The sequence below is a fragment of the Alcanivorax sp. genome (genome assembly GCF_040119285.1).
Lineage (GTDB): Bacteria > Pseudomonadota > Gammaproteobacteria > Pseudomonadales > Alcanivoracaceae > Alcanivorax.
On the sequence record NZ_JBEDTY010000011.1, the window covers coordinates 13,053 to 39,615 of the forward strand.

The window sequence follows — 26,563 nt, forward strand, 5'->3', positions numbered from 1 at the left end:
ATAGTATGCGGCAGCGCCTGTATTGGCTCAAGAATGATAGCGAATAAGCTTAATAGGCAGGGGGATACAGACCATTGGTGGTCTTTTAAGCAGTTGAACTGCTTTTGCCACTATTTTGCCGCCCAGAGGGGGCAAACGGTTGCGGTGGGGCGGGCAATCCAGTATCCAAGACAGACGAAAGACCCCGTACCCCTAACCTTGTTGATTGGGAGAAACCTGTGCCTGCTTTACCCCGCGATTTTGACCGTGATGGTCTGCTCGAATATTCCGTGGTTTTCACCGACCGTTCCCTGAACCATATGTCACAGCGCTTTCAGCAGGTGATGCGGGATATCTCATCGACCTTGAAGCAGGTCTATAACGCGCATTCGGTGACCGTGGTGCCCGGCGGCGGCAGCTATGGCATGGAAGCGGTGGCCCGGCAGTTTGCCACCGATCAATCTTGCCTGGTGATCCGCAATGGCTTCTTCAGCTTCCGCTGGAGCCAGATCTTCGAGATGGGCAAGATTCCCGCCAAAGAAACCGTGCTCAAGGCGTCACCGGTTAATGACCAGCCGCAAGCCGCGTTTGCACCGGCTCCTATTGAAGACGTGGTCGCGGCGATTAAGGCTGAAAAACCGGCCATGGTGTTTGCGCCTCATGTGGAAACGGCGTCTGGCATTATTCTGCCCGATGACTACATCAAACAGGTGGCCGATGCAGTGCACAGCGTGGGTGGCCTGTTCGTGCTCGACTGCATTGCCTCCGGCACCATCTGGGTGGATATGCAGGCGTGCGGCGTGGATGTGTTAATCAGCGCGCCACAAAAAGGCTGGAGCAGCTCGCCGTGCAGCGCACTGGTGATGCTCAGCGAAGAGGCCGACAAGCGCCTGCAGGAGACCACCAGCACCAGCTTTGCCTGCGACCTGCGTAAATGGCGCGACATCATGATTGCCTATGAAAACGGCGGCCATGCCTACCACGCCACCATGCCCACCGATGCGCTGACCGCTTTCCGCGACACCATGCTGGAAACCGTGGAACGTGGCCTGGACACCGTTAAAGCCCAACAGTGGCAGCTGGGCAAGGCAGTCCGTGCGTTGATGGCTGAGCATGGTTTTGCCAGCGTGGCAGCACCGGGCTTTGAAGCTCCCGGTGTGGTGGTGTCCTACACCGGCGACGATGGCATTAAAAGTGGCGCGGCGTTTGTGGCGCAAGGTCTGCAGACCGCAGGCGGTGTGCCTCTTATGTGTGACGAACCGGCGGACTTCAAAACCTTCCGTGTTGGCCTGTTTGGCTTGGACAAACTCGGCGACGTGGATGCGGCGGTGGCCCGCCTCAAAACCGCACTGGATCAAATTGGCTAGCCTTTTCACGGGCAGGGTAGGGGCGCTGGCAGTATTGCTGGCGTCTGTGTTCGTTAATCCTTCAGCACAGGCGGAGGAAAGCATGGACGAGCCGCAATGCGTTGTGTTGTTGCATGGGTTGGCCAGAACCGCCCATTCAATGAAGAAAATGGAAACGGCCCTGGAGAAAAGCGGTTATGCCGTGGTTAATCAGGGCTATCCTTCTACCAAAAAGAACATTCAAACCCTTGCCGCTGAAACCCTTCGCGCCGCACTGAATAAATGCCCACCCAACGGGGCGGTTCATTTTGTCACCCACTCCATGGGTGGCATTTTGCTGCGCCAGTATCTCAGCCAACATACGATTCCACGCCTGGGCAGAACCGTCATGCTCGGCCCACCCAATCAGGGCAGTGAAGTCGTCGACCGCCTCGGTAGCTGGGCGCCATTCCAGTGGTTCAACGGCCCCGCCGGCAGCCAAATGGGCACCGGCCCGGATAGCATCCCCAACCAGCTTGGCCCAGTGGATTTTCCGGTGGGAGTCATTGCCGGCAACCAAACCATCAATTTTCTGCTCTCCACCCAACTTCCCGGCCCCAATGACGGTAAAGTCACCGTGGAAAGAACCAAAGTCGAAGGCATGCAGGATCATTTGGTATTGCCGGTGACGCATCCGTTCATGATGCGAAACGGCGCGGTGATTGAGCAGGTAAAGGTGTTTTTGGAAACGGGGCAGTTTTCCCCTGAGGGGTAGAAAAGCCCGAGTATCACTGGCGTTGACCTGCTTTCAACGCAACCTTGCTTTGAGCTCTGTGTAGCAACTTGGCTATGGCACCACAAAGGGCTGTTATGCCAGGCCGTTTCGTCGGTCATCATCAACAACAGGCTGCTAATAGGGAAACGGTTGAGCTAGGGGGAACCGCTTATAGGGTTCTGATTACGCTACATTAATGGGTGCTTAACTTGAAAAAGCCACTTCTGTATTTCATTGGGCTTATTGGCTCAGGGATTACGTGCCTGTTATCAGGCATTTATTACGCTGTCATATGTCAGCAGGGATGCGATTATTTGGCTGCTCCGGCTATCTATCCATATTTTGCGTTCTGGGTTTTTCTTGTCTTTTCATCTTATCTTCTGGTCAAGCTTGTCATGCTGGTTTTATCCAGAAAATAAGACGCAAAAAAAAGCGCAGAAGATTCGGAAATACAAAAGCACGCGAGGGGCAGGTCTTGCCCCGTGCCCCAAGGGGAAAAACACAATATCTGACGCCGAAATTGTTCACTGCTTGTAATAGCAGGTGGCTATATTTATCTGAAGCCTCAGCCGCCCATGTCACTGGCTGGAAAGTACAGTGACTCGATCCTTGTTTCCTTTTCCTTCACGAGCAATCAGCTCCCCCAGGCCGAATCAATGGGAACCCGTGCTCAACAGAATGGGGCGAAATGCGTGTAGGTGATATCTCAAGATTCGCTAAGTCATTGATCTTTAGTTCGGATTGCGACTTAAATGTGCATGGAGTCCCCGGAAATAGGCCGCTCGTTCGAGTTTTGTCAGATGGGAAAAGTTCTCACCTCTTGGGTAAGTTGCTAAATGTTATGGGTTTATCGGAATTATATACGGTAGCCTGTTAAGAAATATGTCGAAAAAAGATATGTCGAATCGTTCGAGTGAATACGCTGTTATGTCCAGGGAGGATGAAAGTTTTGCTTGTGGCTAGATTGATCATTGCTACCTTTGTTTATCTGATTTTGGCTTTTTTGTGCCTTATAGCAACGACAGTTATATTTCAGCCAAGTGATGTCCATCCAGATCATTGGAAAACAAGTGTTTATGACTATGCCGCTCAGGTTGCCTTGCTTGTTCTTTATGTGTGGCAAGCTGCTCGTCAAGTCAAAAGACATAACAAGTAGCGGCAGTTCGCCCCTTCGGGGCCGGACGCTCGTTCCTCGCGCCGCTGCGCAAGGCGTTAGGCGAAAAGCAAACTGAGAGCATATGGAAATATTCCGACCAAGATTAACTGATCATCATGGCATACATAAGTCACAGGCAGACTTGGATTTTGCGATTCAGTTTTTTGACGAAGACATCCCGCTTTATGTCGATCCATTCTTACTATGGAAGTCGCCATCTATGCAAGATCAGTCATTACATACTGCGATTACTAATTCATTCAATCACCTCAACTTTCTGATCAAAAAGGGGCGGGAAAGCGAAGCTATTGAAACGCTTGTCAATCTATCAGAATGTCCTGAAGTTGGCCTTGGTGTGTCTAAAACCCGAAAAGGCCTAAAAATAGGTTCTAAACAAGCAAATGAAATTCTTAATCTATTTAGAGATATCCCGGAATACAGTCAATTTGGGTTCACACATTTTGAATTGATTCAGCTATATATTTCTGGAATATCTAAAGATCGAATAAGTGATATTGCCTGCAACTATATAAAGTCATTTTTAATTGATTACACAATTGAGCAATGTGAAATTAACAATATACCCACCGAGGGGGTTATTCTTGACTCAGTATATAATTATCAAAGCAATTCATTCGATCTTAATCAAAAGCTATTTTTGCCCGTAAACCCTAGAACCAGAGAGCCATTGATATTCACCCCTAAGCGCTGGCTAAGATTTAACCCGTGGATTAACTTTGAAGATTACTTTAAATCACACTGCCCTAGAGATGAGATATTTAACCCAAATGAACCCGAAGAACGAGTAAAAGTACTAAATTTCAACAGAGAAAATTACGGGGTTGTTGAGGAATACATTAAATATAAAGATAAGACCGCTCGAGACTGCCAAAACGACCCTCTATTTAGTCAGATCCCAGTCTTATCAGCCAAGAGGAAATTGAACGAACTGCTGAAGTTAAATACGGGCAAGGAAGACGGGGCTGATATGAAGTATGAGGATTTGTCAGCGGATCTTTTAGCCACCTTGTTTTACCCTCATTTAGATTTTGCACAGACACAAAGCAGAACCGAATCTGGTCGCCATATTCGTGACTTGATATTTTACAATAACAGAGATGTCGATTTTCTTGATGAAATATTCACCGAATATGATAACAGGCAGCTTGTCATAGAAATGAAGAATGTACAGAAAATCGATCGCGACCATATAAATCAGCTTAATCGATATATGCAATCCAATATTGGTAGGTTTGGGGTGTTTTTAACAAGAAATCCCTTACCTAAGTCGATGTTTACAAATACGATTGATTTATGGTCATCTCAAAGAAAATGCATAATCGCAATAACAGATGATGACTTGAAGTTAATGGTTGATGTTTATGAAAGTAAACAACGCGCACCCATCGAAGTGCTGAAGAAAAAATATATTGAATTTAGGCGCTCTTGCCCATCTTAAAGGAACAATAATGAATAGAAGTAACGTCGACATATTTGAAAAATTATCAGGTCAGCTACTCAGTATTTACGAGGAAATATCGCTTCTTTCAAAAAAGAACCCTAATGATGCAGTTAACAAATTCAAACTAAAGTTTGTTAACAAACTGATATCTCAAAGTAACGAATATCTCGCTGAGAAATATAAGCCTTTCGACGATTTCGACAACTTTGATGAAGATGATATCCCACAAAACAGCGATGTGGTTTTCATTCTATCGCAGTACCTGCAATGCTTCGAAAAGCAAAGAGCCGATAATGTTGTAATACGGAACGGTGCTTGGTATTGGCGTGTAGAAGGAGATGAAAATGACAGTGTTGATGATGATGGTATGGTGTTGATTCGCACCGTTAAACCCAAGAAGCTTAAGGATTAAAAGTGAGTACAGATAAATTCTATACAACTAGAGAGAAGGCAGGAACGCACGATACTATGACACCCTTGCTCCAAGCAATGTATACGGAGTTCAAAGAGCTGTCTAAAAAAAAGCCGGATTCTGCCGTAAGTAAAAGCAAAATTAAAATTGTTAATCGACTTCTAGAGCGAGTGAAAACCGTCCTCTCTGATGAAGAGTCTATTGAGTTCTTGGATATGTTAGACGAAGATGATGTGCCTCAAGCGAGTGATGTTACGTTAATTCTTTCACAGTATGTCGCCGCTATGGATGCATTCCGCGGTAAGCACTATGGCTGGGATGGGTCAAACCATGCTTGGTTCATAAAGTGAGCGAAAATCGCCTAATGTCCACACCCCCTAAACTGAGACAGACCTGATTAGAGTTTTCTGGGAATATCACATCTCAGGAGACGATAATGAAGAAATCACGCTTTACTGAAACCCAGATCGTATCGATCCTCAAAGAGGTTGATGCGGGCATGAAGGTCGAAGAGATCTGCCGTAAGCACGGCATAAGCAATGCCACCTACTACAACTGGAAGAGCAAGTACGGTGGCATGGAGGCATCGGATGTGAAGAAGCTCAAGGAGCTCCAGGACGAGAATGCCAAACTCAAGCAGATGTTTGCTGATCTGAGCCTGGAAAACGCTGCCCTGAAGGATCTATTCGCAAAAAAGGGTTGGTGACAGCAGAGAGACGCGAGTCGGCAACGGCTCTGGTCGAATTTGGATTATCGATTACTCACGCTTGTAAGTTGGTCGGTCTGGGGCGGGCGAGCTACTACCGCAGGCCCCGGGACTGGCGTGTAGCGGATGCTGCTGTCATTGAGGCGCTGAACGAGCAGCTCAAGAAGTCACCGAGGGCTGGCTTCTGGAAGTGCTACAAGCGCATTAGGAATAAGGGTTTGCCTTTCAATCACAAGCGTGTCTACCGCGTATATTGCCAGATGGGCCTGAACTTGCGCAGGCGCACGAAGCGAGTATTGCCCAAGCGTATCGCCAAACCGTTGGAGGTCAGCATGTATCCGAACAAGCAGTGGGCGTTGGATTTTATGCACGACACGCTTTATTGCGGCAAGCGCTTCCGTACGCTGAACATCATTGATGAAGGCACTCGCGAGTGTCTCGCTATCGAAGTGGACACCAGCCTCCCGGCAGGACGTGTAGTGCGGACGCTGGAGCGCCTTGAGCAAGAGCGTGGGCTGCCAAATCAGATCAGGGTGGATAACGGGCCAGAGCTGATCGCAGCGGAGTTCTATGATTGGTGTGAAGAGAAAGGCATCGAGGTCGCCTACATCCAGCCTGGCAAACCGCAACAGAATGGCTTCGTCGAGCGATTTAACGGCTCATTCCGCTATGAGTTCCTTGACGCCTATCTGTTCGAGAGTCTGGGGCAGGTTCGGGAAATGGCGTGGCTATGGATGCTGGATTACAACGACGAGCGGCCGCATGAAAGCCTGGGTGACATACCGCCAGCGGTGTATCGCCAGAAAGTGGAAAACTCTAATCAGGTCTGTCTCAGTTTAGGGGGTGTGGACACTACCAATCTCGGCTTGTCAGAGAATCCGACAGCATTGGGCATCTTATCTCGGCAATTACTGGAGTTGTTTATCTCGCTACATTGGGTGATATCGGATCCAGAACGTGCGGCAAGGTACGCGGAGTTTCCTACAAATGAACTCGATAGGCTTGCCCAGATGGCTATGAAAGACGGATTGCTGTCCGTCAAGTCAAAAGAAGATGGCGCGGATGTCACCAATGATTTTCTATCGACTAGAAACAAGCCGAAAAAAGGCGTTTCGATTGAGCAGCAAGCCCGTGAGTCTGGAATTTTAGATCTGTATCAGATTCTCTACAGGTTTATGTCATTGGAAACACACGGGAAGTCTGAAACAGTCGTTAACCCAGCCGAACGTTCCGAAGTGACATTGGTGCACCTTCAAACGATAGGTGCGATATCACAAGTGTTTGGGCATACGGCGATTTTATGGCTTCTTCATCGCCAGAAGATAACCAATGAGAAAGTACGCGAGCTCTTGGGGGCTTAATAATGAGGTCGTCTAATGTCCACTCCCCCGATACAAGAATCCCTGAAAAAGCTGACCCCGGAATTGGAGAGGTTAAGCATATCTCCTTCCCGGAATTTTCGGCTGTCGATAAAGGTGATCAGGTTACGCCTTTCTGGCTCTCTGAGCCCTTGGGTGAATTACGGCCTGTTGAGAATGTTTAGGCCCAGTTAGGCGTAGCCGTAACCCGGCACCTGCGCAGCTTTCAGGCCGCGCTTTTTTATGTGATTTCCTGTGTTGTTGGGGCGTACTGGTTGGCGTCGGTGGTGTATTCCGCGTGGCCGTATTCCACCAGTAATTCCTTGATTCTCTTTACCAGTATTTTATCCGCTATCTTGTTGGCTACCGGTATGTCTTGCAGGGTTCGGTAGGCGATGAGGCGGGGGAGTACTAACAGGTTGCCCACAGTAAACAGGGCATAGTCGATCAGGTGGGGTTCCACGCCCATTTCTTGTGCTTTTGATTTGTCTTTACGGCCCAGAAAGGCCTGGGTGAAGAAGACTTTAGAAAAGCTGCGCTCAACCAGGTTGTGCGCTTTGCTGAGAAGTTTTTTGTTTTTGCCTCGGTAAACGGACATGGTGGCGCGGGTGAGTTCGCCGCAGGTTTCGTCATCGTAGCCTTCGCGCAGGGTGCCGGAGTAGGTGAGCATGGTGTTGATGATCTCTGGTGCTTCGGCGGGCAGCAGTTCTTCGGGCAAGCCAAGTAAAAAGCACTGGTAGCGTGACAGTTCGACAATGGCTCGCTCGTTGGCGGTGAACTGTTTACGGCCTTTACGCAGTGCTCTGAAGGCCGTGAGGTAGGCGGGCATGGTGCCGGCGGGCATTTGGTCTACTTGGGGAATAGGAATGCCATATACCGCCGGGTCCCAAGGGCCGCCCTTGTCGATGGTGGCGCGTTTGATGATGTTGAAGCGCACCATGGAATGCATCAGACGGACCATGGCCGCGGCTTTGAAGCCGGGGCCGAACCGTTCCAGTGAGCCGGGGAGGGTGGCGGTGGTGAAGAAGCTGGCGGTTTCGTTGATGCGCTGGTTTACCGATTCGTTGGCTAAGGTGCCGGTGATGGCCATGGGCAGGCCGGAGTATTTGTTCATGAAGGTGGCCACAAAGGCACCGCGAATCACGTAGGGCGCCAAGTTGGCCATTTGATTGCGGCTCAGGCGCGCCCCTTCACGGACAAGGTCCATGTCTACCCAGTGCGGGGTGGATTCCATGGCAGAGATAAAATCGGTTAATTCCTGGGGTGCATCATCCACGGCTTCCAGCCCTTCATCGCAGGCTTTTTTGAGCATGGTGATCAGGTGGCGAAACCCGTATTGCGGCATCAACGCGGCATAAGCATCAGACACGGTGTCGCCGAGCAGGGTGTAGGCCCGTGCCCGTTCGACTTTTTCTTTGTCCGCAAGAATGCCGGCGCGGTATTTGCGAGAAAAAGATTCCGGCAAGGCGCTGCGGGTTTTGATGTCATCGGTAAAGCGCTCCGGTGTGACATCGAAATCAATATCACCATAGAGAGAGGGAATCCGACTTTTTTGGGCGTGAACTTTTTCCCAAAGTGCCTCTAGTGACCGCGCCATTTCGCACCTCTAAAAAGACATTTAATTATCTGTATACATTGGGGTTATAGCGTACTGCTGGCAATGGCAATGGCAAGAAAGAACGAGGATAGAACATGCGGGTTTTGGCCTGAAGAGGACAGCCGCAGAGGTGATGCACGGTGATTAGAGTAAATAACGGGTAAGGGTATGTTTTTCTGAAGAAACGTTTGTTTGGTTGGTGTTTCGTGAAGATATCCCTCTTTGCCGTTAAACGGTGGGGTAAACGGCAAAGAGGGTGGTTAGGTTCTGGCTAGCCTTGCTCCGCCATGGCTTCTTTATAGAGTGACTTGCGCGGCTCGGCAAAAACCTTGCGCAGCATGGGTTCAAAGTAATCCAGTGGCAGGGTTTCTCCCTCCGGGTCGAATGCCGGCGAATCGTATTTGCTGACGAACTCCAGGGTTTGCCGATAGTGCGGGTGATCTTTGAAGTTCTCGCGCATGTCGCGATTCATGCCCAGGTAGTGGAAGAAATAGTAGCCTTGGAAGATGGCGTGGTGTTTCACCATCCAGTAGTTGGCCTCGCTGACGAAAGGCTCTAACAGCACGGCGGCCACGTCCGCGTGGTTGAAGGTGCCGAGAGTATCGCCGATGTCGTGCAGCAATGCGCAGACCACATATTCGTCATCTTTGCCGTCGCGATGGGCCAAGGTGGCGGTTTGCAGGCAGTGCTGGAAGCGGTCGATCTTGAAGCCGCCGAAGTCGCCTTCCAGCAGGCGCAGGTGAGTGATGATGCGATTGGGCAGGCCTTTGCTGAATTCACCGAAGGATTTGGCAATGATCTGCCAGTCCTCGCCGGTGCCCTCCTTCATGTGAGTAAAGTCGGCGCGGGGTGCGGTCATGTCATTCATGGTGCGCTCCTTATTCTGCGTAACCGGGGTTGTTGCGATCCAGCTTGCGCAGCAGGCCGGGCCACGCCAGGTTGCCGCCCATGCCCTTGGTGACCTGTGCCGCCTGTTGCTTGATGGTGTCGACGATGCCGGCGGGGATCGGGGTCAGCGGGCGGTTGCCAGACAGGGCTTGCACCTGGATTTCACAGGCCCGCTGCAAGATGAACATGCTCAGAAAGGTATCGGCGATGGTGCTGCCTACGGTGAGCAGGCCATGGTTACGCAGGATCATGAAGTTGGCGTCGCCCAAGTCGGCTTGCAGGCGGGCTTTCTCATCGTCGCGCAGGGCTACGCCTTCGTAGTCGTGGTAGGCGAGGCTGGCCAGCGGAAACAGGCTTTGTTGCGACAGGGCCAGCAACCCTTCCTGCTGGGCGGATACGGCGACGCCGGCGGTGGTGTGGGTGTGCATGACGCAGGCAGCATCATCGCGCACCGCATGGATGGCGCTGTGGATGGTAAAACCGGCCGGGTTGATGTCGTAATCGCTGTCGTCGAGCTTGTTTCCTTCCTGATCTACCCGCACCAGGCTGGATGCGGTGATCTCGTCGAACATCATGCCGTAGGGGTTGATCAGGAAATGGTGCTCGTCGCCGGGTAGGCGGGCGGATAGGTGGGTAAAGATAAGATCATCCCAGCCGTGCAGGGCAATGAGCCGGTAGGCGGCGGCGAGATCCACGCGCAGCTGCCATTCTTCGGCGCTGACGGCGTTTTTTTTGGAGGGGATGGTAGCTGGGTTAAGAGTGACCTGGCTGTTCATGTAGCGCTCTCCCGTTATGTGGGGCTTATCTTGGGGTGTGCCCCTTATGATGTGGTCTGTTTTTTTACTCCCTCGAGTGTAGGCCGGGGGTTAGGGGGAAAACTGTCAACTGGTTTACAATTGGGCCATGACGAATGCGTATACGGTGCTGCGGCACTGCCCCTTATTGGCGGGTTTCCCGGACGAGGCGCTGCATGAAGCGGCGCGGCATGCACGTGTGCGGGCGTTTCAAGCCCATCAGCCGATTTATGAAAAGGGCGAACCTCAGTCCAATCTGTGTGTGATTGCCGAGGGCCAGGTGCGGATTAGTTCAGTGAATGCACAGGGCCAGGAAGCGGTGTTGATTATATTTGACCGCGGCACCTGGTTTGGCGACGCGGTGTTTTCCCCGGGGGCTGGGCGCGTCTATGGGGCCACGGCACAGGAGGCCGCCGTGCTGGTGGAGGTGCCGGGCCCTTATTTCCGTGACTTGCTGCAACGTTACCCGCAAAGCTATCCGGTGGTGCTGGATCTGATTAGCCAACGGCTGTGGTCTGCCATTTCCATGATTGAAGAAGACGCCTTGCGTGGCACCCAGGCGCGAATAGGGCAGCGTTTGTTGTTTCTGTCGCAAATGCAGCGTGGCGGCAAGCCGGAAGGCGGACCGGTGACGGTGCGCCTGACCCGCGAACACATTGCCAATATGATGGGCATGACCCGCCAGGGGGTGCACCGGACGCTAAAAAACTTTGAGGCACAGGGGCTGATTACGCTGGGTTACGGGCGGATTACCATTGAAGATGAGGCGACGCTGCGGGAGCACTTGGCGACGTTGAATTGAGTTTGAAGCTTAATGCCGGATTACGCCTTTCAGGCTAATTCGACCTACTTACACGATATTCCCCGCGTGCACTGGTAGGTCGTGTTAGGCGCAGCCGTAACCCGACACTCTGCCCAACATTCTGCGGTGATTTGATTTTAGATAGACATAAAAAAACCAGCGGTGGCCGGTTTTTTTATGTCGCCAATTAGCGCACGTCTATTTAACGCACTTCCATGCCGGGTTCGGCGCCGCTGTCGGGGCTGAGAATATGAATATCATCTCCGCCGGGGCCGGCGGCCAGCACCATGCCTTCGGAAATGCCGAATTTCATTTTCCGCGGTGCCAGGTTGGCCACCAATACGACCAGCTTGCCTTCCAGCTCCTCCGGTGCGTAACGGGCCTTGATGCCGGCAAACACATTGCGTTGACCCAGCTCGCCTACGTCCAGCGTTAGCTGCAACAACTTGTCGGCACCGTCTACGTGCGCGGCCTTGGCCACGCGGGCCACGCGCAATTTCACCTTGAGGAAATCATCGATGCTAATGGTTTCGTCATTGTCGCCTGCGTCTGCTTTTTGGGTGGTGGCCTTTTTAGGCTTGGCGGCAGCGGGGGCCGGTGTGCTTTCTTTGGAATCTTCGAGCATGGATTCTACCTGTGCCATATCCACACGGCTGAGCAGAGGCTTGAACTTGGCAATCTCATGGCCGAGTAACAGTTGCTCCGAATCCGCCCAGGTGAGCGGCTCCACCTGCATGAAGGCTTCGGCGCGTTCGGCCAACGCGGGCAAAACCGGTTTCAGGTAGATCACCAGCAGCCGGAAGACGTTAATGGCGGTGCTGCATATAGCCAACACTTCCTGCTCTTTGCCTTCTTCCTTGGAGAGGCTCCAGGGAGCCTTGTCGGCGATGTAGACGTTGGCGTGATCGGCCAGGGCCATAATTTCACGCATGGCTTTGCCGAATTCGCGCTTCTCGTAGAAATCGGCAATGCGCGGGCCTGCTTCCTGCACTTCGCGCACCAGCATCATGTTGTCTAGCTCGGTGCTGAGTGTGCCGCCGAACTTCTTGACGAAGTTGCCGGTTCGGCTGGCGATATTGACCAGTTTGCCCACCAGGTCGGAATTCACTCGCTGGGCAAAGTCTTCCAGGTTCAGATCGAAATCGTCCACGCGGCTGGAGAGCTTGGCGGCGAAATAGTAACGCAGGTATTCCGGGCTCAGGTGATCCAGATAGGTGCGGGCCTTGATAAAGGTGCCACGGGACTTGGACATCTTGGCGCCATTCACGGTGACGAAGCCGTGGCTGTAGATGGCAGTGGGCTTGCGCAAGCCGGCGCCGTCCAGCATGGCGGGCCAGAACAAACCGTGGAAATTGATGATGTCCTTGCCGATGAAGTGGTACAGCTCGGCGGTGGATTCCTTGCCCCAGTAATCGTCGAAGCTGAGCCCTTCACGGTCGCAGTAATTCTGGAAGCTGGCCATGTAGCCAATGGGGGCATCGAGCCACACATAGAAATACTTGCCTGGGTAGCCGGGGATCTCGAAGCCGAAGTAGGGCGCTTCACGGGAGATGTCCCAGGGTTGCAGGTCTTCAATCCATTCCTGCAGTTTGTTGGCGACCTGTTCCTGCAGGGCGCCGGAACGGGTCCACTCGCGCAGCAGGGCTTCGAACTTGGGCAGGTCGAAGAACAGCTGGGTGGTTTCTTTTTCCACCGGGGTGGCGCCACTGACGGAAGAATAGGGCTCAATCAGCTCCGCAGGGGTATAGGTGGCGCCGCACACTTCGCAGTTATCGCCGTATTGGTCTTCGCTTTTGCATTTGGGGCAGGTGCCCTTAACGAAGCGATCGGCCAGGAACATGCCTTTCTGCGGGTCATACAGCTGGGTGATGGCCTTTTCCAGAATGTAGCCCGCATCTTTGTTGCGCTGGAATACCATTTCCGACAGCGCCCGGTTTTCGGGGCTGTGGGTGCTGTAGTAATTGTCGAAGTTTACTTGGAAATCGGCGAAATCACGCTCGTGGTCAGCTTTCACCTGGGCGATTTGCTGTTCCGGGGTAACGCCGTTTTCCTCGGCCTTGAGCATGATGGCGGTGCCATGGGCGTCGTCAGCACACACATAGATGCATTGCTGGCCACGGAGTTTCTGGAAGCGAACCCAGATGTCCGTTTGAATGTATTCCAGCAAATGGCCGAGATGAATAGGGCCATTGGCGTAGGGAAGGGCACTGGTGACCAGTATCTTGCGGGGAGTGTCACTCATGGGAACGGCATCGATTTCCAAAAAATGGGTGGCCTATGATACGGGTGCTGCCGGGGTTTTTCATCCTGTGATATTCGCGGTGAAACCTGGGCCATGAGAACAGGGGCGCCGGCGGGCATTCAAGGGCAGCCAATCGCTGGCATGTTCCGGGTGTGGGGGTTAATCACCGTGCCTGAGCGAGCGGCGTGTGATTAGCTTTGCGTCTCTCAGGCCGCTACGGTGATTAGCGGGTGCTCCTGGGAGCCTGCCCGCGATTCAGGGCGTCACGCACCTGTTGCTGGGAAACCGGTTTACTGAGGTAATCGTCTACTCCGGCATCACGGGCTTTTTGCACATAGTCCCCAGTGGCATGGGCTGACAGAGCGATGATCCAGCAATGCGGCTGTGATTCCTGCTCGGCTTCGAGTGCTCGAATTTCCCGGCTGGCCTGATAGCCATCCATGATGGGCATTTCACAATCCATGAAAATGACATCCCAGTGATTTGGCTGCATGCGCACCAGCTCAAGGGCTTGCTCTCCATCACTGACCAGGGTGGCATAAATACCCAGTGATTTGAGAATGCTGTCGATCACCAGTTGGTTCACGGCATTGTCTTCTGCCACGATCACCTTGGGCATATTGGCCCGGTCAAGACGAATCAGTGGCTCTCGTTCCACTGCAAGGGCACGATTCTCGTCGGGGCCTGTGAGTAAGCTACGTTTCAGCGCCTGGCAAGAAAATGGCGTTTCTATCAACAACAGGTCTTCGGGCAGGGTCTCACTGATCGGCTTGCCGGTAGGATGTAGCAGTACCAGTGCCGGGTTATCAAAATGGGCGCGTAGCCGTTCAACAGATTGCGGGTCTTCCAGTACCGGCAATTCCGCAATGAGATAGTCCACTGGCTGTGCCGGGTTGGCTGGATCTAGCGCGGTGATAACGTCGCGATATTCCAGCGTTTTTGCGCCCCAGCGGCTGAGGATTTGGGACAGACTCAGCAACTGTGGTGCGGTGCTGGAAATGATCACGGCTTTGCGCTCTGCCAGCACCGGCTTTCGTCGGTTTTTTTCCACTTGTACCGGTAAGGATAGCCAGAAGGTGGCGCCGCGCCCCAGGGAACTGGAGACGCCGATGTCACCGCCGAGCAGCTCAATTAAGCGTTTGCAAATGACCAAACCAAGGCCGGCACCGTTGTGTTTGCCCTTTGAAGAGAGATCGCTGACACCCTGAAAAAGAGACGATTGCTGCCCCTCATCCAGGCCTATCCCCGTATCGACCACTTCAATCATTAGCATGCACATGCCTTTGTTGTTGGCGGGCTGTTTCAGGTTCACATGCAGGGCAACGTGGCCTCGCTCAGTGAACTTGAAGGCATTGCTGAGCAGGTTGGTAATAATCTGTTTAAGGCGAATGGGATCTGTCTTGATGCGCTCCGGGACGCGGCTGTCGATATGAATATACAAAGGCAGGGCTTTTTCACTGGAGCGCAGTGCAAACAAGCGGACGCAATCATCGACAATGTTTTCCAGTGCAATGGACTGGTAATCCAGTTCCAGCTTGCCAGATTCGATTTTGGAATAATCAAGAATATCGTTGATGACAGTCAGCAACGACTGGGTGGATTGATAGATGGTGCCGACATATTGCGCCTGTTGCTGGGTCATGCTGGTGCGACGCAACAGATCGGTCATGCCCATAATACCGTTCATTGGGGTGCGAATTTCATGGCTCATAGTGGCCAGAAATTCACTCTTGGCGTGGGTTCTGGCGCCTGCCTTGAACGCTTCCATTTCTGCGATGGCGCGATCGCGCACGGAGTCGGCGTGGGCCTCCTTCAAGCGATTGATGCGCCGGGCCAAGGCTAGCGAAAGCAGCACCACCTCCAAGAAAACACCGAGTTGCATTAGGTTTTCGGTCAGTGCGTTGCGGGGTATGACACCATATTTATTCAATGCCATAGTCGCGGTGCCAATAATGAAGCATAACCAGGCCATGGTGAAAATACGCGCGTCGGGGTCGCCTGTGCGAGTGCGGATTAGGCCGACCAGGAAAATGCTGAAATCCATCAGCAAAATAGCGCTAACGGAAATCGGTACCAGGAAGGCGCGGCTGGTAAAGGGGGCGGCGAGGAATAGTATCGTGCCAATGGCGACGAAAACCTGCAGCAATACGGCAAGGCGGGGGGATTTTTCCCGTAATGATAAAAAATGCAGGGTAAATAGGGGTGGCAACAGCACAATCAAGGGCAGCAGGAAATGAATGATGTACTGGCTGGCCAGAATGGAGTGCGGCCACAGGTAGCGATGGGCATAACCATGCAATACCGCCATGAACAGAGTAACAACGGCGGACCAGCACACATAGAGGAAATACACTTTCTCGCGGATGGAAAAGAACAGCGACAGGTTATAGAGAATCATCACCAGCATGCCGCCGAAGAAAATGCCCTGCACCATGTTGTGTGTTTGCATTGCTGCGTTGTAGTTTTCTTGAGGCATCAGCTCCAGCGGTAACTGGGTGCTGTGTGCAGAGGTAATTCTGAACAGAATCTCGCTGTCGGTGCCGGCCGGCAAGGTAAGCGGAAAGGCCGGTTTGGCGGCGGTGCCCGGGCGCACGGAAAAGTCACGGTCCATGCCCGCCTGATAATGCGCCACAAGATTACCGCCGGCATCGATCTGGTAAACATCCAATTCACCGAGTACGGCACTGTCGATTTCCAGCTGCCAAGCACTATGCCGTTGATTAAGGTTGCGAACCGAGAAACGGAACCAGCAATGATCTGTGATAAAGCCTAAATTCGGTATGTCGGCCCCGCTGGGTTGCCATGGCAGGTCTGAGCGTTGGAGAATGCTGGTAATGTCGGGCGACTGATCCGCAGGCGTGCAGAAGAAATACAAGCCCTGATAGGGATGTAGGTATTCCTGTTGTTCGCCGATAATCTGGGTGTCCGGGCCATTGGCTGACACCTGTGTGGACAGACAGACTGAAAAAACAGCGACAAGCAAAAACAGGATGGCTTTCGAGTCCTTCAACAAAGTGTCTATATCCTGAGTAGACGAGGGGGGATGGCTCACCTCTTCTCAGTGATGCTAGCAGCGTGGGCCGGGGGGCTCAATGCAGAGGGGAAATAACTAATGACAGGGATAGTAAACCGTTTTGCGGTCGGTCCGATTACCGGTGAGTCCGGTGAGTCTCATGTGCGTCTTTTCGGGGCATTGCCCAAAGGAGAGCTAGGGGCCGGGGACAAATTCATGTGGGGGCGGGTGCGTTGGCGTGAGCTGGGCGAAGAGCGCTGGTCTGAACCGCGACGATTCCGCCTCAATGGTAATTTTGACGGGTCCGGGGTCGTGGTAATCAATAAGCTAAAACCGGGGGCCAGCTATCAATATCAGGCAGGTTGGGTGCGCTCGGAAGAAGAGGCACCGCTCGATTGGCATGACGTGGAAACCGGGCGTTTCTCTACCCATCAGCCAACGGCGAATCAGACTACCTTCCTGTTCGGTTCCTGTTGTTACCGGTTTGTAGGGCTGGATGGCATTATTCAGGATGATCGCGCGGACAAAATTTTTGCAGAAATGTCGGCCCAGGCGGAGCAGCACAATCCGGATTTTGTGCTCTTTGGTGGGGATCAGGTCTACGCCGATGCCCTGTATAGCATTGGTGCCGCCACCACCCCAGATGATTTTGATTCTCTCTATCGGGCTAGTTTTTCTCAGCCACACTTAGCCAAACTGCTAAGAGAAACCAACAGCTATATGATCCTTGATGATCACGAAATCGAAAATAATTGGCCGGCCAAGGCGGATGCCGACCGGTGGACCAACAAGTATCCGGCTGCGATCAAGGCCTATCAGATTTACCAGGCGTCACATTCGCCGGCTGCTCCCTTGAATCAGGCCGGCACCTATCTGGACCGCGACCCCGATAAATTCTGGTATACCTTTTCCCGTGGGCCGGCAGATTTCTTTGTGATGGATGTGCGTACCGAGCGGGTACTGAGCCGCTGGCCCTGGCAGCGCAAAATGATCAGTGAGGTGCAAGAGCAGGCGTTTGCCGAATGGCTGGATCGTGACCCTGAACGGATCAAGGTGCTGGTGACCTCCGTCGTTATGTTTCCCGAACAACGCCGGCCTTTTCGAGGCAAGGATGCCTGGGAAGGCTTTCGCCATCAGCGAGAGCGCTTGCTAGCGGCCATGGCAAAGAGCGCGAGCCAGAAACTGGTGGTGCTCAGTGGCGATGTGCATGCCTCTTTGTACGCCAGCCTGACCTTGAATGGTGGCAAGAAGGTGCACAGCTGGACCTGTTCGGGGCTGTTCTGGCCCACCGCGCTGTTCGCATTCCGCTGGTACCGCCCGATGATACGGGTACCGGGGCTGCTGTATAGCGGCTGGGGGCGCCCTTTAGGGCAAGTCAGCGTGCCGGGAGAGGTGTTCAGTGATAATGCTTTTTCGGTGGTGTCATTCGATGATAAAGGTGCTCAATTTGCCCTGTTTGACCGTCGAAACCGGGCAATACCGGAGGTAAGCCGCACCATCGAGTGGTAAGACGAGCAGGGCGCTGGTGCTAATAGCGAAAGGCTTACATGGATTAGGGTGTTTTTCGTCTTATCCCACTTTGGTGAATTGCCTACAGTGGGTCTCGCAGGGATGCGATGGAACACGGATGTTCGATTATGACCCGGTACAGCTTACGCCCGCCAACCCCAAATGGCGGGCGTCTCTTTTTCTGCCCTGTCCTCTTTCCTGCTTTCTCTTTTGATTGCCTGCAGTAGAACACCGATAATGCACTGCTTCACAGCAGGAGTCGGTCATGTCTGAGCAAGTCGAACAGCGAGAGATCCTCAAAGCCAAACTCAATCAAGAAACCGCCAAGGCTAGCTGGAAAGAGCTGCAGCCCTTCTTCGCCCGTGGCCAAACTATCTATGTGGCACCGGAGTTGGATCTGATTGAAGTGGCGCTGGCATTTTCGGAAGATCAGACAGAACGCATCGCCCTGTGGCGGGACAAGGCGCAGGTTGACAAGGTGACCGATGAGCAGGCGGCATGCTGGTTCGCCGAAGACAGAGCTTTGTGGACCGTGGTGCTGCCGCCATGGGTGTTGGTGCAGCGGGAATCAGTGCAGTAACTCCTCGCCTCCTTTCTCTTCTCTCCCCCTAGAGACATGCTTTGGCCTTGCCGTCTGAGCCTGTGGCCAGTATTACCGGGCAGCCACGCCCTTGCGTTTAATTAGGCTGGGGCGCTTGTCGAGTATGGCGTCGCTTTCAGGTTGTCTTCCTTCAGGAGGGGGAGGAGTGCTTTAGCATGGTTCAGTGACTTGGCGGGGCGGGCTAGCATTAATTGCTACCGCGGGTATAGAGTGAGCGAAAGGGCCTGTACGTGTGCCCGGCGGGCCTGGGAAAGCCCGAAGAGCGTGGTGGCCCACGTAATTCGGTTTTACTCGGTACGTTGCGTAGTGTGAGGACGCCGGAGATTTCGATGCAGGATGATATTGCTCAACGCCAGGCGCTGTTGCAGGCCCAGCTGGAAGGGCAGGTTACTACCCACATAGGGGCTGATCAGCAGTCTCTGTTTCGCAGCTTTCTCGCTGCCTATTATGAAATGAGCAGCCTTGCTGCACTAACTGCTCGCTCCTCTGAACAGCTTTTTCAAATCGCCCAACAGCATTGGTTAATGGCGCAACAACGCCACCCCGGCGAAACCCTGATCCACCTGAAACCCCCTTGCCGCCCCGGCGGGCTTGCTGCGTTGCGCACCGTTACCGATGACGTGCCGTTTTTGGTGGATTCGGTAGCTATGGCCGTGCGTGATGCGGGTACTGCTATCGACTGGACTGTGCATCCGGTGATTCAGGTGCGCCGTGATGTCCATGGGCACCTCACCCAAGTGGTTGGTGTTGGTGACGGTGAGCAGCCGGCGGAGTCGATGATTTATGTGGAATTCGAACCGCTGGGTGACGATCAGGATTACGCTAACTTGCAGGCTATTCTTGAGCGCGTTCTTGATGACTTGCGGGTGGTGGTGGAAGATTTCGTGCCCATGCTGGATAACTTGGAGGCGACGCGGGTTAATTTGTCAGCCAGTTACCCTGACCGAGACCACCAGGAGCTGCAGGAAGCGAAAGAATTTATTGAATGGTTGTCTGAAGAACACTTTACCTTTCTTGGTTACGCTCGCTCTGAAGCAAAAGATATGGAGGGAGGTATCCAGTTGCATCTGGATAATGCTGCCGGGCTTGGCCTGGCCCGCCCGAACAGCCCCTATGCCAATGCGGATGAATTTATTGCGCCCCATGAAGAAATGGCCAAATACATTCGTCATGGCCGGTTGGTGGTAGTCACCAAAGCCAATGTCCGTTCACATATTCATCATCCGCACTACATGGATGTGGTTTCGGTAAAACGTTTGGCCGCAGACGGTTCGGTTGAAGGCACCGACCGTTATATTGGTTTGCTTTCCCTTGATGCCTATATTAATCGGCCTCGGGATATTCCATTGATTCGCCGCAAGGTGAATTACGTGCTGGAGCGTTCTCGTCTGCCGGGACGTTCGCACTCTGGCAAGCATCTGCGCGACATTATTTACCAGCTGCCCAGAGACGAGTTATTTCAGTGTAGCGAACAAGAGCTGTATGACATTTGCATGGGTATTCGAGCCCTGCGTGATCGACACCATTTACGGGTTTTCATGCGTCGAGACCGCTACGGTCGTTTCTATTCCTGCATGATTTACCTGAGCCGGGAGCGTTATTCTCCGGAGCTTCGCGACAAGGTCACCGCTGAGTTGATGACATTGTGTAATGGCCGCTCAGTGGAACGTGCGGTAGATTTTCTTCGCGAAGGGCTGGCTCGGATTCATTGTATTGTGCGCATCCCCCAGGGCATGCAGCTGGCCATGAGCGATAACCAGGTAGAGCAGCGATTAATTGAGATTACCCGTTCATGGGCCGATCAGCTGCGTGAGGTATTGCGTGAAAGTGGCTACCAGAATAAGCAAGATGAGAAGGCAGGTAAACGCGCAGATGACGGGGCCGCACTGGCTTTGCGTTACGGTGAAGCTTTTCCTCCCGGCTACTGCGATGCCCACAGCGCGGTTGAGGCCGCCGCTGACTTGGAATATCTGGCGCAGCTGAGTGTTGAGCAGCCGGTGTTGCCCAGCCTGACCGTCACCGATACGGACGGAGCCGCGTGCCCAACCAGCTTGCGCCTGTACAGCTTGAGCAATCCCATCGGCTTGTCCGCTGTGCTGCCGGCATTAGAAAATTTTGGTTTGCGCGTGGTGCGTCAGAACCCGACCCGAGTGACCCCCCGTGATGGGGAGCCGCGCTGGGTGCAGGTGTTTGATGTGCAGGTCCACGGCGAGTGCTCTCTTGGCCCTGCACAACAAAAACGTTATTTCGAAGACGCCTTCCTGCAATGCTGGAATGGACACACGGAAAATGATGGTTTGAATTGCCTGGTGTTGCTGGCGGGGTTGAATGCTCGCCAAGTGGTATGCCTGCGCACCCTGACCAAATACCTGATTCAAACCGGGTTGCCGTTTTCGCAGAACTATATGGAAGAGCTGCTGGCAGAACACGCGCGTATTGCCCGTTTGTTGGTGCAGCTTTTTGAAATCCGCTTTGACCCACAGTTAAGCGACATTCGACGGGATAATGAAGGACTGAAACTGGCGAAGAACCTGGATCATGAGCTCGATAGCGTAGCTTCACTGGATGCGGACCGTGTGCTACGCGCTTTCCTGAGTGTGGTGCGGGCCGGCTTGCGAACCAATTTTTATCAGCAGGATGCGGCAGGCCATGACAAGCCCTATGTCAGCATGAAGCTCGATCCAAAGAAAGTTTCCGAGCTGCCGCCCCCGCTGCCCATGTACGAAACCTTTGTCTATTCGCCCACCATGGAAGGTATTCATTTGCGCGGTGGGCCTGTAGCTCGTGGCGGCCTGCGCTGGTCCGACCGCCGTGAGGATTTCCGCACCGAAGTGCTGGGTCTGGTCAAGGCTCAGATGGTTAAGAACGCTATTATCGTACCGGTGGGTGCCAAGGGTGGCTTTGTAGTGAAAGGCGGCACACCCAGTGACCGGGAGGCGTGGCAGCAGCAAGGCATCGCCTGTTACAAAGATTTCATTCGCGGGCTCCTGGATATCACCGACAACCGCGAAGGCGATACGATTGTGGCGCCGGATCAGGTGGTTCGCCATGACGGGGATGATCCCTATCTGGTGGTCGCAGCAGACAAGGGCACCGCGACGTTCTCGGATATCGCCAATGGCCTGGCGGACGATTACGGTTTCTGGCTGGGCGATGCGTTTGCTTCAGGTGGCAGTGCGGGTTACGACCACAAGCAAATGGGTATTACTGCTCGTGGTGCCTGGGAAAGCGTAAAACGCCACTTTCGCGAACAGGACAAGGATATCCAGGCTGAGCCTTTCACTGTGGTTGGCATTGGCGACATGGGTGGGGACGTGTTCGGCAACGGTATGCTGCTGTCAGACCAGATTCAGTTAGTTGCAGCGTTCAATCACCTGCATATTTTCATCGACCCAAGCCCGGATCCGGCTGCTACCTTTGCTGAACGACAGCGCCTGTTTACAACCAAAGGTGCCACTTGGGATGACTTCGATCGCGAGGCTATGTCCGAAGGGGGCGGCGTTTGGTCACGCCGTGCCAAGAGTATTGAGCTCAGTGAGCGGGCCTGCGAGGCGCTGGGGATTACTGAGCGCACCCTGACTCCTGCTGAATTGATTATGGCGATTCTCAAGGCGCCGGTGGAGCTGCTCTGGAATGGTGGTATCGGCACCTATGTAAAGGGCAGCAATGAAAACCATGGCCAAGTAGGCGACAGAGCCAACGACGCCATCCGTGTCAACGGCAAGGATCTACGCTGCCAGGTTGTGGGAGAGGGGGGCAACCTGGGGCTTACTCAGCTGGGCCGTATTGAATTTGCTCTCAATGGTGGTCGAATTAATACCGACGCCATCGATAATTCCGCTGGCGTACACAGCTCGGACCGGGAAGTGAATATCAAGATTCCATTGAATCAGCGCCTGCGCGATGGGCGCCTGGATCGGGATACCCGCGACCCTTTACTGGTGCGCATGACCGACGATGTAGCCGATGCCGTATTGCGTGACAATTACGTGCAAAGCTTGGCGCTCAGCCTGTTGGAATATAATGCCGCGTCGCGGCTGGATGAACACGCCAACCATCTGCGCACATTGGAGCGCCAGGTGATGCTGGTGCGTGCGGTGGAATTCCTGCCAGATGATGAAGGGTTAAGTGAGCGCCGTACCCGTGGTAAAGGGCTAACTCGCCCGGAGCTGTCGGTGCTGCTGTCCTATACGAAGAATGCCTTGTTCGATGCCTTGCTAGCATCGGATGTGCCTGACGATGCCTTTTTTGACCAGGATGTGCTGCATTACTTCCCACGGGAACTGGTGGAGTCATTTGGTGATGATCTTCTTAATCATGGTTTGCGCCGGGAGTTGATCGCCACCGTGCTGGCTAATGCAGTGGTTAATCGCGTGGGCTTTGCCTTCGTCCATCGTTACGCAGATGAACATGGTTTGTCATTGCATCGGCTGGTGAAGGCCTATGTCATGGCTCACGCCGTTTTCGACGGCGACTTGTATTGGGCGCCGGTGGATGGTCTGGATGGGCGGGTGGATAGTCAGGTGCAATTACGGCTTTATGGTCGTGTAATCGGACTGATGAAACACGTGACCACTTGGCTGATTCATTATAAGTGGGGGTGCCGTCCAGTGGCGGAAGCGGTGGTCCGTTACCGGCAGGCCATTGCTGAACTGGAAAGTATGTTACCCAAGGTGCTGCCGGGCAGTTACCGGCAGGAATGGGATCAGGCTGTGGAGAGCATGAAAGCCGATGGCGTGCCCGAGAAAGAAGCCAAAATGCTGGCCAATACCATGGTGCTGGGCTGTGCCCTGGATATTGTGGAGCTTGCCTCCCAGGCTCAGGTGCCGTTGAAACTGGCAGCGCAAGTGTACTTTCTGGTCGGCGATAAACTGCATATCTTGTGGCTATTGTCCTCGATTCTCGATCTCTCTGTGCAGGATCGCTGGCAAGCCTTGGCCCGAGCTAATCTACGAGAAGACTCTTACCGTCTGCATCGGCAAGTGGCCGCCAAAGTACTCGAATATGAAGGCGAGACAGCGGCGGAAAGGTTTACTGCCTGGGAGGAGAAGTCACGCCGCAAGGTGGCCTTTGGAATTCACCGTTTGCAAAGCCTGCAAGCGGAAGGCCTGTACGACTTTATGACACTGGCGGTGGGCGTGCGCGAGCTGCGTAAGTTGCGCAGCCTGTAGGCCTTTTGGCAGGGTTCTGCTCGGATTGCACTTGAGTTGCTTGGTCTCTGCATATACTGTACAAAAAGACAGTATATGCAGAGGTGAAGTTTATGCGCACAGTGAATCGGGGAACCCTCAGCCAGCTACCAGGCCGTTTTGCCGTCAGTCATTCTGAATCTAATAGTCCGCCTGTGAATCGGCCCACTCGCTATCACCGTGAGAAAGCCAGCAGCATTATCATGACCAACCGCAGCCCGGACCTGCCTTTTGAACAGAGTATCAATCCTTATCGGGGGTGTGAGCACGGTTGCATCTACTGCTATGCGCGTCCCAATCATGCCTATGTGGATCTGTCTCCTGGGCAAGATTTTGAGAGCGAAATTTTCTGTAAGGACAATGCCACCGAAGTGCTGCGCGATAGTTTGCGTAAGCCAAGCTACCGTTGCCGGCCGATTGTACTGGGTACGGTGACCGACCCTTACCAGCCCATTGAGCGTGAGCGACGCATTACTCGCGAGTTAATGCAGGTGCTGGTGGATTGTCAGCATCCCTTCAGCCTAATTACCAAAAGCACCCTTGTGCTGCGAGATCTAGACTTGATTGCGCCTATGGCGCGGGCAGGGCGTGCTTGCGTCGCTGTCTCGGTCACCACCCTGGATAACCGTCTCAAGGGCCAGCTGGAGCCCCGCGCCAGCGGGGGAAAGGAACGACTCAAAGTGGTGCGCGAGCTGAGCCGAGCCGGCGTGCCGGTGACGGTACTGGTGGCGCCGGTGATTCCGTTTATTAATGATCATGAACTGGAAGATATTGTTCATCAGGTGGCCATGGCCGGTGCCCAGCAGGCGGGCTATGTGGTGCTGCGCTTGCCTCACGAAGTGGGGCCATTGTGGCAGCAATGGCTAGAGGATCACTACCCAGACCGGGCGAATAAGGTCATGTCAGTGATGAGGGATCTACACGGCGGAGCGATTTACGATAGCCGTTGGCATCACCGTCAGAGTGGGCAAGGTGCCTGGGCGCACTTACTCCGTCAGCGTTTTGATTCCGCCTGTCGCAGTGCTGGGCTGGCCGCGCGCGAGTCGCTGGTGCTGGATACCAGTGGGTTTGTGCCGCCGGGGCCCCATGGGCAGTTGAGCCTGTGGGGCACTGTTTAGTCATCTACGATTAGTTATGTTTTACGACGGGGGGTGAACAACGCGGAATTCAGCGACAGGGGGTGAGCGTGCTGTTGTGCCCAAGGCACGAACATGACCCACGTCTTGCTCTGCAGGGCGGGCCGCATGCGAACCGGCGCGGTGGTCAGCAAGGTGCTGGCTGACCGCCATCTCGCCATCGTGATTCATCGGTGGAGGAACTTGATGATGGTCTGGCTCGGCAAGCTCTGGCCCCGTATGATTAACCGCCGACTGGCTGGATTATTACAGGCGTGAATTCTTGTCCCTTTCAACGTGCCCGCTCCCCCGAACAGAAAGCGGAGCGGCGTGCTCAAATTCTTGAGGCGGCGGCGATGTTCTTTGCTGAACAACGGTTCGCTGCTATTAGCTTGGCGGCGATCGCTCGACAGTCCGGTGTTACCAAAGCTGCGCTATACCGGTATTTCCCCTCCAAAGAAGCCCTTTTTTTGGCGCTCTATCTAAATGAGCTGGATGACATGGTGGTGGCGCCATTATCTGAGGAGGAGCCGGTGTGGGCGGCAATCAGTGAGTTGCTGATCAGGCGACCTTTGTTTTGCCGATTAACCTCTATTCTGCATACCGTGTTGGAACACAATTTGGATGAACCCCAGGCACGGGAATTCAAGCAGGCCTTATTGGCTCAGTTCGCCCATTTAGCTGGACGGTTAGAGAATGAATTTGGCTTGGAGGGGGATCAAGCAATTCGTTTCCTGATGCAAACCCAACAGTCGGTAATCGGTTGTTGGGCGGTGAGTCAGCCTGCGCCGGTGGTGGCTGCCGTGATTAACGCTCCACCGCTGGATGTATTTCAGGTGGTGTTCGCTGATGCCCTGCGAAGCCAGTTACGTGCGTTGCAGGCTGCGCTATGACGGTAAGGCCTGGTTATGGGTGAGTGGTTGGGGACGGATTGTTTGTATGATGCGGCGCAAGAGCCGGTAGCATTGTTGCTGTTGGCACATGGCGCTGGGGCCGCCATGGACAGTGACTTTATGAACGCCATGGCTGCGGCGTTGGCGTCACAGTCCGTGGCCGTGTTGCGTTTTGAATTTCCTTATATGCAGCGCCGCCGCTATGAACAACGCCAATTTCCACCGGACCGAGCGCCCAAACTGCTGAGCGCTTTTGCCGCGCGCGTTGAGCAAGCACACACCTTGGCCGGTGAGCTGTGTGGAACGGGTAATGAATCGCTCCCCCTGTGGATCGGTGGCAAGTCCATGGGGGGGCGAATGGCCTCTATGCTGGCTGCCGAGGGTGCGGATATCGCTGGCGTGGTTGCGCTGGGGTATCCCTTTCACCCGGTTGGCAAACCCGAGAAAACACGGATTGCCCATCTGACAGATCTGGCGGTGCCCATGTTGATTTGCCAGGGCGAGCGGGACTCCTTCGGCAAGCCGGACGAGGTGGCAGGTTATAACTTGCCAGGGCTGGTGCAGGTACACTGGTTGTCCGTTGGGGATCATGATTTTAAACCGCTCAAGCGCAGTGGATTAAAACAGCAGGACTTGATTCAAGAATCCGCGAGGGCGTCCTCAGCGTTTATGCAGAAGAGCGTGCCTGCCATTAATCGTTAGGCGGTCCGCGCTGAACCTGATGTTGTGCCCGCCTGGCTGTACGAT

The 26,563-nt window shown here is 53.7% G+C and carries 19 protein-coding genes and 1 pseudogene; 14 read left to right on the plus strand and 6 right to left on the minus strand.

The window, feature by feature from the left end; translation table 11 throughout:
• Positions 1–218: 218 nt before the first annotated feature.
• The 7 genes and pseudogenes from ABNH10_RS03980 (at position 219) to ABNH10_RS04010 (ending at position 7,176) form a co-directional block, all read left to right on the plus strand.
• Positions 219–1,346, plus strand: a complete 1,128-nt coding sequence (locus ABNH10_RS03980; protein ID WP_349384830.1) for an aminotransferase class V-fold PLP-dependent enzyme — start codon at positions 219–221, stop codon at positions 1,344–1,346.
• Between the two features lie 82 nt (positions 1,347–1,428).
• Positions 1,429–2,079, plus strand: coding sequence for an esterase/lipase family protein (locus tag ABNH10_RS03985; RefSeq protein ID WP_035461182.1), 651 nt, complete (start codon positions 1,429–1,431; stop codon positions 2,077–2,079).
• A gap of 1,238 nt (positions 2,080–3,317) precedes the next feature.
• Complete coding sequence (locus ABNH10_RS03990; protein ID WP_349384831.1) at positions 3,318–4,694, plus strand: DUF8370 family protein; 1,377 nt, start codon at positions 3,318–3,320, stop codon at positions 4,692–4,694.
• A gap of 10 nt (positions 4,695–4,704) precedes the next feature.
• Positions 4,705–5,109, plus strand: a complete 405-nt coding sequence (locus ABNH10_RS03995; RefSeq protein ID WP_349384832.1) for a hypothetical protein — start codon at positions 4,705–4,707, stop codon at positions 5,107–5,109.
• A gap of 2 nt (positions 5,110–5,111) precedes the next feature.
• Positions 5,112–5,459 carry a hypothetical protein gene (locus ABNH10_RS04000; protein ID WP_349384833.1) on the plus strand — a complete coding sequence of 116 codons (348 nt, stop codon included), beginning with the start codon at positions 5,112–5,114 and terminating at the stop codon, positions 5,457–5,459.
• A gap of 86 nt (positions 5,460–5,545) precedes the next feature.
• Positions 5,546–6,642 (plus strand): annotated as a pseudogene (locus ABNH10_RS04005) (IS3 family transposase); the annotation flags it as partial.
• Between the two features lie 18 nt (positions 6,643–6,660).
• Complete coding sequence (locus ABNH10_RS04010; RefSeq protein ID WP_349384874.1) at positions 6,661–7,176, plus strand: DUF5677 domain-containing protein; 516 nt, start codon at positions 6,661–6,663, stop codon at positions 7,174–7,176.
• 238 nt (positions 7,177–7,414) lie between these two features.
• On the opposite strand, the gene ABNH10_RS04015 is transcribed toward ABNH10_RS04010, so the two are convergent.
• From ABNH10_RS04015 to ABNH10_RS04025, 3 genes are all read right to left on the minus strand, one after another.
• Positions 7,415–8,770 (minus strand): oxygenase MpaB family protein, encoded by a 1,356-nt coding sequence (locus ABNH10_RS04015; RefSeq protein WP_349384834.1) that lies wholly within the window; start codon positions 8,768–8,770, stop codon positions 7,415–7,417.
• A 271-nt stretch (positions 8,771–9,041) separates the two neighbouring features.
• Complete coding sequence (locus ABNH10_RS04020) at positions 9,042–9,638, minus strand: HD domain-containing protein (protein ID WP_349384835.1); 597 nt, start codon at positions 9,636–9,638, stop codon at positions 9,042–9,044.
• Positions 9,639–9,648: 10 nt separating this feature from the next.
• Complete coding sequence (locus ABNH10_RS04025) at positions 9,649–10,434, minus strand: class II aldolase/adducin family protein (RefSeq protein WP_349384836.1); 786 nt, start codon at positions 10,432–10,434, stop codon at positions 9,649–9,651.
• Between the two features lie 127 nt (positions 10,435–10,561).
• Between ABNH10_RS04025 and ABNH10_RS04030 the strand changes: the two genes are divergently transcribed.
• Positions 10,562–11,254 carry a Crp/Fnr family transcriptional regulator gene (locus ABNH10_RS04030; RefSeq protein ID WP_349384837.1) on the plus strand — a complete coding sequence of 231 codons (693 nt, stop codon included), beginning with the start codon at positions 10,562–10,564 and terminating at the stop codon, positions 11,252–11,254.
• Between the two features lie 202 nt (positions 11,255–11,456).
• Here the strand turns inward: ABNH10_RS04030 and metG are convergent, their stop codons facing one another.
• On the minus strand, positions 11,457–13,496 hold the full coding sequence (gene metG, locus ABNH10_RS04035) for a methionine--tRNA ligase (protein ID WP_349384838.1): 2,040 nt from the start codon (positions 13,494–13,496) through the stop codon (positions 11,457–11,459).
• A 223-nt stretch (positions 13,497–13,719) separates the two neighbouring features.
• Complete coding sequence (locus ABNH10_RS04040; RefSeq protein WP_349384839.1) at positions 13,720–16,548, minus strand: hybrid sensor histidine kinase/response regulator; 2,829 nt, start codon at positions 16,546–16,548, stop codon at positions 13,720–13,722.
• A gap of 60 nt (positions 16,549–16,608) precedes the next feature.
• Here ABNH10_RS04040 and ABNH10_RS04045 point away from each other — a divergent pair, with 60 nt between their 5' ends.
• The 4 genes from ABNH10_RS04045 to ABNH10_RS04060 all read left to right on the plus strand — a co-directional run bounded on the left by ABNH10_RS04045 (position 16,609) and on the right by ABNH10_RS04060 (position 24,926).
• The gene (locus tag ABNH10_RS04045; RefSeq protein ID WP_349384840.1) at positions 16,609–18,018 is read left to right on the plus strand and encodes an alkaline phosphatase D family protein; all 1,410 of its coding nucleotides are present in this window, start codon (positions 16,609–16,611) and stop codon (positions 18,016–18,018) included.
• 265 nt (positions 18,019–18,283) lie between these two features.
• Positions 18,284–18,598, plus strand: a complete 315-nt coding sequence (locus ABNH10_RS04050) for a DUF2288 domain-containing protein (RefSeq protein WP_349384841.1) — start codon at positions 18,284–18,286, stop codon at positions 18,596–18,598.
• Between the two features lie 350 nt (positions 18,599–18,948).
• Entirely contained in the window at positions 18,949–23,790 is a 4,842-nt protein-coding gene (locus ABNH10_RS04055; protein WP_349384842.1) for an NAD-glutamate dehydrogenase, read from the plus strand.
• Between the two features lie 92 nt (positions 23,791–23,882).
• On the plus strand, positions 23,883–24,926 hold the full coding sequence (locus ABNH10_RS04060) for a PA0069 family radical SAM protein (RefSeq protein ID WP_349384843.1): 1,044 nt from the start codon (positions 23,883–23,885) through the stop codon (positions 24,924–24,926).
• 14 nt (positions 24,927–24,940) lie between these two features.
• On the opposite strand, the gene ABNH10_RS04065 is transcribed toward ABNH10_RS04060, so the two are convergent.
• A complete protein-coding gene (locus ABNH10_RS04065; protein WP_349384844.1) occupies positions 24,941–25,105 on the minus strand; it encodes a hypothetical protein in 165 nt (54 codons plus the stop codon).
• A gap of 93 nt (positions 25,106–25,198) precedes the next feature.
• Between ABNH10_RS04065 and ABNH10_RS04070 the strand changes: the two genes are divergently transcribed.
• Both ABNH10_RS04070 and ABNH10_RS04075 read left to right on the plus strand, forming a co-directional pair.
• On the plus strand, positions 25,199–25,816 hold the full coding sequence (locus ABNH10_RS04070; protein ID WP_349384845.1) for a TetR/AcrR family transcriptional regulator: 618 nt from the start codon (positions 25,199–25,201) through the stop codon (positions 25,814–25,816).
• A gap of 15 nt (positions 25,817–25,831) precedes the next feature.
• Positions 25,832–26,518 (plus strand): alpha/beta family hydrolase, encoded by a 687-nt coding sequence (locus ABNH10_RS04075; protein WP_349384846.1) that lies wholly within the window; start codon positions 25,832–25,834, stop codon positions 26,516–26,518.
• Positions 26,519–26,563 lie beyond the last annotated feature (45 nt).